Source organism: Desulfovibrio sp. ZJ369 (assembly GCF_011039085.1).
Classification (GTDB): Bacteria; Desulfobacterota; Desulfovibrionia; order Desulfovibrionales; family Desulfovibrionaceae; genus Desulfovibrio.
The window spans coordinates 20,481-27,051 of record NZ_JAAKEI010000035.1 but is presented as its reverse complement, the minus strand read 5'-3'; the positions used below and the strand labels follow the sequence as shown (position 1 = coordinate 27,051).

Below are 6,571 nucleotides of genomic sequence, written 5' to 3'. Positions count from 1 at the left end.
CTCCTGAACGAGCTTGGCTATAACACAGACTGGATAGAACGCCAGCTTGCCCACTGCGAGCGCAACGGCGTCCGCGCCGCGCACAACTATGCCGAGTATCTGCCGGAGCGGCGACGCATGGTTCAGGAGTACGCCGACTATCTGGATATGTTACGCGGAAAAGTACGATAGACGGGATAAAAAGTAAGACACGCCCCCCCTCCCTCTGCTCCAGAGATTCCGTCTCGGACAGGGGCGCTCTTTTATCTGTGCTAAGACGTGTTAGCACTATCCTGCACATTCTTAACTATGTTAGAGCGTTTTGCTAATAAAATTAGAGCATTTTTTGATTGAAAATATCCATTTTCAATCAAAGAATGCTCTAGAGCAGATTACCTTTGACTTTTTATGAAAGTCAAAGGTGGCATTCAGGCGAAAAACGCGGTTTTCGCCTGAATGTACGCCGCGTTGCGGCGGCTGCCGCTTTCGCGTCAGCAGAGCATTTTCAAAGAGAAAATGCTCTAAAAGCCGTTCTCACGCCGCGCCCTGTGCGTCGCAAGGGCATTGCAACGTCACCACGTCCTACGGCAGACGCGGGCCCTGCGCGCCCAGGTTGAAGAAGTTGCGGCCCGCGCGGCCCGCGCCGTTGAGCAGGGTGGTGGTCCGGCCCAGATAATCGCTGTCGGCCTTTTTGCGCAGGTATTGCGCCTCCAGGGCCGAGCTTTGGGCCTGATTGCGCAGACCCCAGGCCCGCAACTGCTGATTGTGGGCCGCGTCTGTACCCTGTTGCTGTAGAGAGAGCGCGTCCAGCTCGCCTTTTTCCGCGGTATCCAGCACGCGGTCGAGCGTGCCGCCCACGTCCGCCTGCGCTCCGGAAGCCGCGGCCTGAGCCCGTTGCGCGCCGATGATCCGCGCCGCTTCCTGCCGTTTGCGCGCCGCGTTTTCATAGCCCTCTTTTTTGGCCGCGCGCGCTTCCTGGTCGGCGGCCTGGGCATTTTGCTCGGCGATTTGGGCGTTGCGAGCAGCCAGCCTGGATTGGTATTCGGCCTGTTCACGCTGATTCCGGGCCTGCTGCGCGGCCCCGGCCACTCCTGCGGCCGTGCCTGCCAGGGCCACGGCCGCGCTGATGAGCGCGGCGGCGCTCGTTGCAATGGCCATCTGTCGCACCTCCTTTGAGAGAATGGCGGTTCTGTGCTCCCGGCCGTGAAGCGGGAGAGTGCCGCGTATGCCGCCGCGTCAGGCTCTTGCCTGACCGGTAGAAGTCATTGCATCAATGACTTCTGTTGCTGCCTTTCGAGCTCCCTGTGCCAGATGGTTTCCGTCCGGCGCGCGCCCAGGCGGCGGTACAGCGCGTCGCAGGGGCGCGAATCCGGCGAGCTGTACTGCACAAGGTCGACTCCCCGTTGGATCAGAATTTTTTCAGCCGCGCGCAGCAGGCCAAGGGCCGCCAGGCCCCGGCGCGCTTCCGGGGCCAGATACAGGCCATCCAGGGCAGCCAGCGTGACGCCCTGCCGGTGCGGGCAGGGCAGCACCGTGAACGCCGCATAGCCGCAGAGCCGCCCGTCCTCCTGCCGGGCCGCCACCAGCACAAGCATGTCCAGTTGCTCAAGGCTTGCGTATTGCGCCAGATTCAGGCTGTAGCCCGGCCCGCCGTGCATGGAGGCTTCCACTTCGTCCCAATGGGCTCTGGCCAGCGCCGGAGCCTCCTCCTTGACGCGCGCCAAGGGCTCGGCTTGAAAAGTGAGCATCCGTTCTCCTCCTTTCAGGGGAGTGCATTTAGCTCATTTCATGAGCAAAACGCTCTACTCGCCCGCGAAATCCACATCCAGGATCATGGCCGTGAGCCGGAAGGGCAAAGGTCTGTCCTGCACCAGCCAGAGCGTGGCCGCGCTCTCAAGGCCGCCGCCGGGGAAGCAGTCCAGATCCCCTGAAAAGGGAGTCACGGCCTCGCCCCAGAACTGAGGCAAAAAGGGCAGATCATAGAGCTGATCCCGCTTTGGCCCGTATTTGCCGCCCACGCTGCGGTGCAGGCGCAGGATGCAGCGCCCGTGGCTGCGCCCGCGGCCCAGCGTGGAGCCGTACTGGCTTTCGCTTTCCACAGGCAGGGGAGAGAGCGTGGAGACAAAGCCCAGCCCCGTATGCACCACTTTGGCCGGGTAGGGCAGCTCAATACGGCCGTTGCGCACCATGCAGCCCTCCACCGGGCTGCCGTCGGCCAGCACCGAAACTTCGCGGCCTTCCAGATGCGCAAGCCCTTCCACCAGGGTGGAAGCCGCCTCCCGGCGCACACTGCGGCCGCAATCCACAAAATAGGCCTCTTCCACAGGGGCATGGTCCGACCATTGCGGGGCCAGGCGCTCCAGGAAGAAGCGTTTTTGGCCCATGATTTCCCGTTCGACCACCAGCATGAGCACATCGCTGTCTTCGCCGGAGAGCGCGGCCACGGAACGCACGCGCCCGTCCGTGATCTGGCGCGACCAGCCCCAGATGTCATGCTCCTTCATATAGGTGAAAGCCAGCAGCAGGCCGTCGTCGCGCACCACCCAGATGGTGGAGCCCGGCGTCTGCTGATAGGCCCATTGCAAGAGCTTGTGGCCTTCAAACAGATGCGGGGCCAGGATGGAAAGGTCATTGCCCGCATAGCCGTCCCTCTCCAGGGAGTAAAAAAGATCACGCACCCGGCTGCCGTGGCGCTGCACATGCAGGATGGAATTGCCGATGATGATCGGCGCAAGCCCGGCGCTGCCCCAATAGGACTGGGCCGTGATGTTTACGTTGTTCGGCGTGATGGGCGCGCCGTCGCCGCCCCCGGCCTTGTATTCGCTGCCCGATGTGCCGAGCAGCAGATCCCCGAAGCTGGCTGCCCAGGTGATGGCGTCAATGGAACCGGAGGCGATCAGGTATTCCACCGGGTCGTCGTCCTGCAGGGGCCGGGACTTGCGGAAATTCTCGAAATCCCCCACCCGGGACATGTAAAAGGCCTGCGGCGCTTCGGGCGTGGAGGCCAGCACCATGCGCTGCTGGTGAAAGGCCACCACGCCGGGATTGTTGCCGTTGGCAAAGGGGTTCCAGTCTTCGCGCGGCGTGTCGGAAACATCGGCCTGATAATTCTGATCGCTGAAGCTTGTGCCCGTGGCTATGCCGATGAAGCCGAAGTAGCCGGCCTCCTCCCGGTATATGTTGTATTCCGCCGCGCCTTCCACGGCCTGCCAGGAAAGAGCCGCGCTGTTGCCCTGCACCCAATCCGAGGGATGGCGCGCGCCTGGACCTTCGCCGGCCGCAGAGGGCAGGGACTGCCGCCCTTTTTTATCCACCGCCGCCACCTTGTAGCGCAGAGTGTATGAGCCGCCGCTGCCGCTGAAAGTGACCGTGGGCGCGCCCGGGGCCGGAAGACCGGTGTTCAGCAGCACGGGCTCCAGGCTCCAGAGATAGCCGCCGGTTTTGCCCTCAGGATCCTGGCGGCGCACCACTTTGTGCAGGGGATGGCCGCGGTGGGCCAGGTAAACCACATCCCCCACCTGGGCATGGGAAATTTCAAGCAAATCCCTGGCGGCGTAGGGCGTTTCAATGACCGGCGCGGCGTCGTCCAGGCCGTCGGCATGGGCAATGCGCAGCGTTTTTTCTCCGAGGACAAGAAGAAAATTTTGATCCGCAGCGGCGTTGAAGCTGAAGGGGATCAGCACGGCGTAACCGCCGAGATCCGCCAGAAAACGAGTACCGGGGCGGCGGCTCACGTCGCCGTGCAGGCCGGGCAGCATGTTTTCCATGCAGGCCACGGAATTGCGGTAGCGGGCCAGATCGTAACGGGCCGAAAGGGTAGGGGCCACTTCGCCGCCTGTGAAATTTTGCAGCGCAATGCGCATTTCTACCTCCCAGAGCATTTTTGATTGAAAATATTCATTTTCAATCACTTCGCTGCCATCATTTCGCGTCCAGGCCTCAGCCGTTGCGACGAAGGAAGCTACGGATGAAGCGACGAGCTGGTCCAGGGCGATCAGCCGGGCTTTCAGTCTGCTCATCTTTCTTGCAGCGCGTCGCGGGGTTGCGCGGCTTGAATGAATCCGTCATTGCTCTACACACCTCTGGGGTTTACCGGCCACGGCGTCGCCTCTCCGCCGCCATCCCAGGGAGCGCCGTCCAATCCCGGAAAATCGCGCAGGGCCTGACGATAGGCCGCGACTACTATGCGAGTCTCTTCATCCAAGGGATAGTCTGGCATGAGCAAGTAATCTGTGGCCGCCAGCCGACCGTCACGGGCCTCGCGCAGACGTTTGAATCTGGCTGGCTCACTGTTGTACTCGGCCAACCGAGCCGCTTCGGCAGCTTCAGCCTCTTGCTGTTGCCGCTGCTGCTCTACTTCCCATATAGCCACATAGGGGCCAACTTCCTCATCATAGGCCGTCGCGTCGGAGGGCGACAACCGGATGTTGCAGGCGTCCGTAAATTCCATATGGCCTCCGCTATCAGCGTGCCATTGCAAGGCATGCAGATTGGCCGGGGCCTCGAACGTGCAGTACAATGCCGCGCCATTGACTATAATCAGGTGATCGCCCGGGACCACGGTCACGGTTTGGACGTCGGATTTATGCATAGGTCCTCCCAGGTTGCATAATATTATGCTACACGCATAATGTAGGATAAGGCATAATATGGCGGCAGACTATTAGCCTGCTCCGTAGACCCCTTAAGTGAATGGTCGTGGGACTGAGAATTGCCTACAGAGGTTGAATCCGCGTATAAGTAGTTGTCCGTACTACCAGAATTGCCATGCGGATTAGACACAAGATAGTATAAGCCCCCAGACACCCACCCCTGAACCTTCCGGGTTTTATGGTAATGGCTTGCCAACTGTGCTTCGGTCAGTGTTGTTTCCCCGACAGTGCCGGACAAACTGTGTTCATGGGTCGTTGACCCGCCAGTGGAACCAGCCGGATAGCTTGAGCTCGCACCCATAATCATGCGGCCACGCAGGTCTGGCACAGTGCCGCCTTTGCCATCAGTTCCGCCATCACACGCCACCCAGTTTTCGCGGGCGTCCGTCTCTCCGGGCATAATCGCACGGCGACCGTCTGAACCACCGAACCGTACCCCGTCCACTGCGATGGGTACACGCAAGGGGAAAATGTCCCAAGGGTTGATGAAGATGACGCCGTTTTCGTCAATGCCGATGCCGTCGCCGATGCGCACCATGCCCAGGCTGGCCGGCGTGGCCGGGCCTATGTTCGCCAGATTTTGCGCCCGGTCGGCTTCGGACTTGGCCCTGTCCGCCTCCGTTGCCGCCGCATCCGCGCAGTCACAGGCCCGCGCTGCGCAGTCCGCGGCTGCGGCCTGGGAAGCGTCGGCGCGCTTGGCAGATTGCCCGGCTTCATCCCTGGCCGCATAGACGTTTTCCACCACCTGTTGCGGGCTTTCCCGGCTGGTGGGCGGGAGAATCACGGCGCGGGAAAGCTGTTCCAATAATTGCTGGCGTTCGGCTGTGGCCTGATCCAGGCCGTCCTCAATGACCTGGGGATCAAAGCGGGAGGCGCTGACCAGATCAATGCCCTGGGTAAAGGGCATATTGCGGACAATGGACAGGGTGCAGCCTTCCGGCAGCGGCGCTCCTTCGCGCGGATAGGTCACAATGCCGCCTGAGTCGGTGAGCCGGATGTCGCACTGCGCGGTGACATCCAGGACTTCGCGGCCCTTGCCGCTCACAAAAATCAAAAGTTCGGACGCATCCCAGACCTTGAAGTCAAGGGGGAATTGTCTGGCTGTGCCATTGCCCAGATACAGAGCTTTGCTCACTGCTGTGTCCAAGGTCATGGAACGTCTCCTGCGCAGAGCCTGTCTGCTTGTTTTTCCGGCCAGGCGCTTGTTTCCAACGCATTGGCGGATTGAAACGGGTTCATTCCCATCCGGAGCATTTTGGAAAAAAACGGCTTTTTCCCGGAATCCGCGTTGCTTCGCGGCGCGCCGTGCTGTGAACGGCATGAGGGCTGACCCTGGCTATCTGGCTTCAAGCCAGGCATCGGGAAACTGACGGGAACGCTGCTCGGACGCCGCGGCCTGGCGAGCCTGCGGCAGGCTTTGGGCGTAGAGCTGTTCCAGTTCGCTGACTTTTTGGCTGTTGTTCTTGAGCAGAGGCACCGCGATCAGGGCCGCCAGCTTGCGAGCCAGCATGTGCGCGAAAAGATCGTCGAACAGGCGGCTGCTCTGTACATCTTCGGTATAGAGCAGCAGAGCGCGCGCGGCGTCCGTCGCCAGCAGGGACGCGTCCCCCGCTTCATTCCGCGCCAGGCAGAAGGGCCGCGCGGAAATTCCCTCGTGGCGCACTTCGTGAGCCTTGAGGCAGTTGTCGGGCAGGGCATAGGCAAAGCGGAATTCATGCGCAAAACCGTCGGGCAGGGGCACACGCGCAAGCCAGGCCCGGCGCTGGGCAAAGTTCCAGGGGAAGTCGCGCAGAACCTGCCGACGCGCCGAATCCCAGTACAGGCGGCATTGCAGAGCCTCGGGCGTGTTTTCCCGCTCCGAAGCCACGCTGCGCGTGCCCAGAAAACCCAGGGCGCGGTTCCAGATGGAAATCTGTGAAATAGTCATGCTGCTCCCTTGC

The 6,571-nt window shown here is 61.6% G+C and carries 6 protein-coding genes and 1 pseudogene; 1 reads left to right on the top strand and 6 read right to left on the bottom strand.

Annotated features, from left to right (window positions below; translation table 11 throughout):
* Positions 1 to 171 (top strand): annotated as a pseudogene (locus tag G7Y51_RS13785) (integrase); the annotation flags it as partial.
* 390 nt (positions 172 to 561) lie between these two features.
* Here the strand turns inward: G7Y51_RS13785 and G7Y51_RS10485 are convergent.
* The 6 genes from G7Y51_RS10485 to G7Y51_RS10460 all read right to left on the bottom strand — a co-directional run bounded on the left by G7Y51_RS10485 (position 562) and on the right by G7Y51_RS10460 (position 6,558).
* Positions 562 to 1,137, bottom strand: a complete 576-nt coding sequence (locus G7Y51_RS10485) for a hypothetical protein (protein ID WP_165177248.1) — start codon at positions 1,135 to 1,137, stop codon at positions 562 to 564.
* Positions 1,138 to 1,241: 104 nt separating this feature from the next.
* Positions 1,242 to 1,727 (bottom strand): GNAT family N-acetyltransferase, encoded by a 486-nt coding sequence (locus G7Y51_RS10480; protein ID WP_165177246.1) that lies wholly within the window; start codon positions 1,725 to 1,727, stop codon positions 1,242 to 1,244.
* Positions 1,728 to 1,781: 54 nt separating this feature from the next.
* Positions 1,782 to 3,998, bottom strand: a complete 2,217-nt coding sequence (locus tag G7Y51_RS10475) for a hypothetical protein (RefSeq protein WP_241160220.1) — start codon at positions 3,996 to 3,998, stop codon at positions 1,782 to 1,784.
* Positions 3,999 to 4,051: 53 nt separating this feature from the next.
* Complete coding sequence (locus tag G7Y51_RS10470) at positions 4,052 to 4,570, bottom strand: tail fiber assembly protein (protein ID WP_165177243.1); 519 nt, start codon at positions 4,568 to 4,570, stop codon at positions 4,052 to 4,054.
* Between the two features lie 23 nt (positions 4,571 to 4,593).
* Positions 4,594 to 5,784 (bottom strand): hypothetical protein, encoded by a 1,191-nt coding sequence (locus G7Y51_RS10465; protein ID WP_165177240.1) that lies wholly within the window; start codon positions 5,782 to 5,784, stop codon positions 4,594 to 4,596.
* A 183-nt stretch (positions 5,785 to 5,967) separates the two neighbouring features.
* Positions 5,968 to 6,558, bottom strand: coding sequence for a hypothetical protein (locus G7Y51_RS10460; RefSeq protein WP_165177238.1), 591 nt, complete (start codon positions 6,556 to 6,558; stop codon positions 5,968 to 5,970).
* Positions 6,559 to 6,571 lie beyond the last annotated feature (13 nt).

Excerpts from the sequence above, each read along its gene's own strand:
- G7Y51_RS10460 (WP_165177238.1), bottom strand. The coding sequence starts at position 6,558 with ATGACTATTTCACAGATTTCCATCTGGAACCGCGCCCTGGGTTTTCTG.
- G7Y51_RS10465 (WP_165177240.1), bottom strand. The coding sequence starts at position 5,784 with ATGACCTTGGACACAGCAGTGAGCAAAGCTCTGTATCTGGGCAATGGC.
- G7Y51_RS10480 (WP_165177246.1), bottom strand. The coding sequence starts at position 1,727 with ATGCTCACTTTTCAAGCCGAGCCCTTGGCGCGCGTCAAGGAGGAGGCT.
- G7Y51_RS10485 (WP_165177248.1), bottom strand. The coding sequence starts at position 1,137 with ATGGCCATTGCAACGAGCGCCGCCGCGCTCATCAGCGCGGCCGTGGCC.
- G7Y51_RS10475 (WP_241160220.1), bottom strand. The coding sequence starts at position 3,998 with ATGAGCAGACTGAAAGCCCGGCTGATCGCCCTGGACCAGCTCGTCGCT.
- G7Y51_RS10470 (WP_165177243.1), bottom strand. The coding sequence starts at position 4,570 with ATGCATAAATCCGACGTCCAAACCGTGACCGTGGTCCCGGGCGATCAC.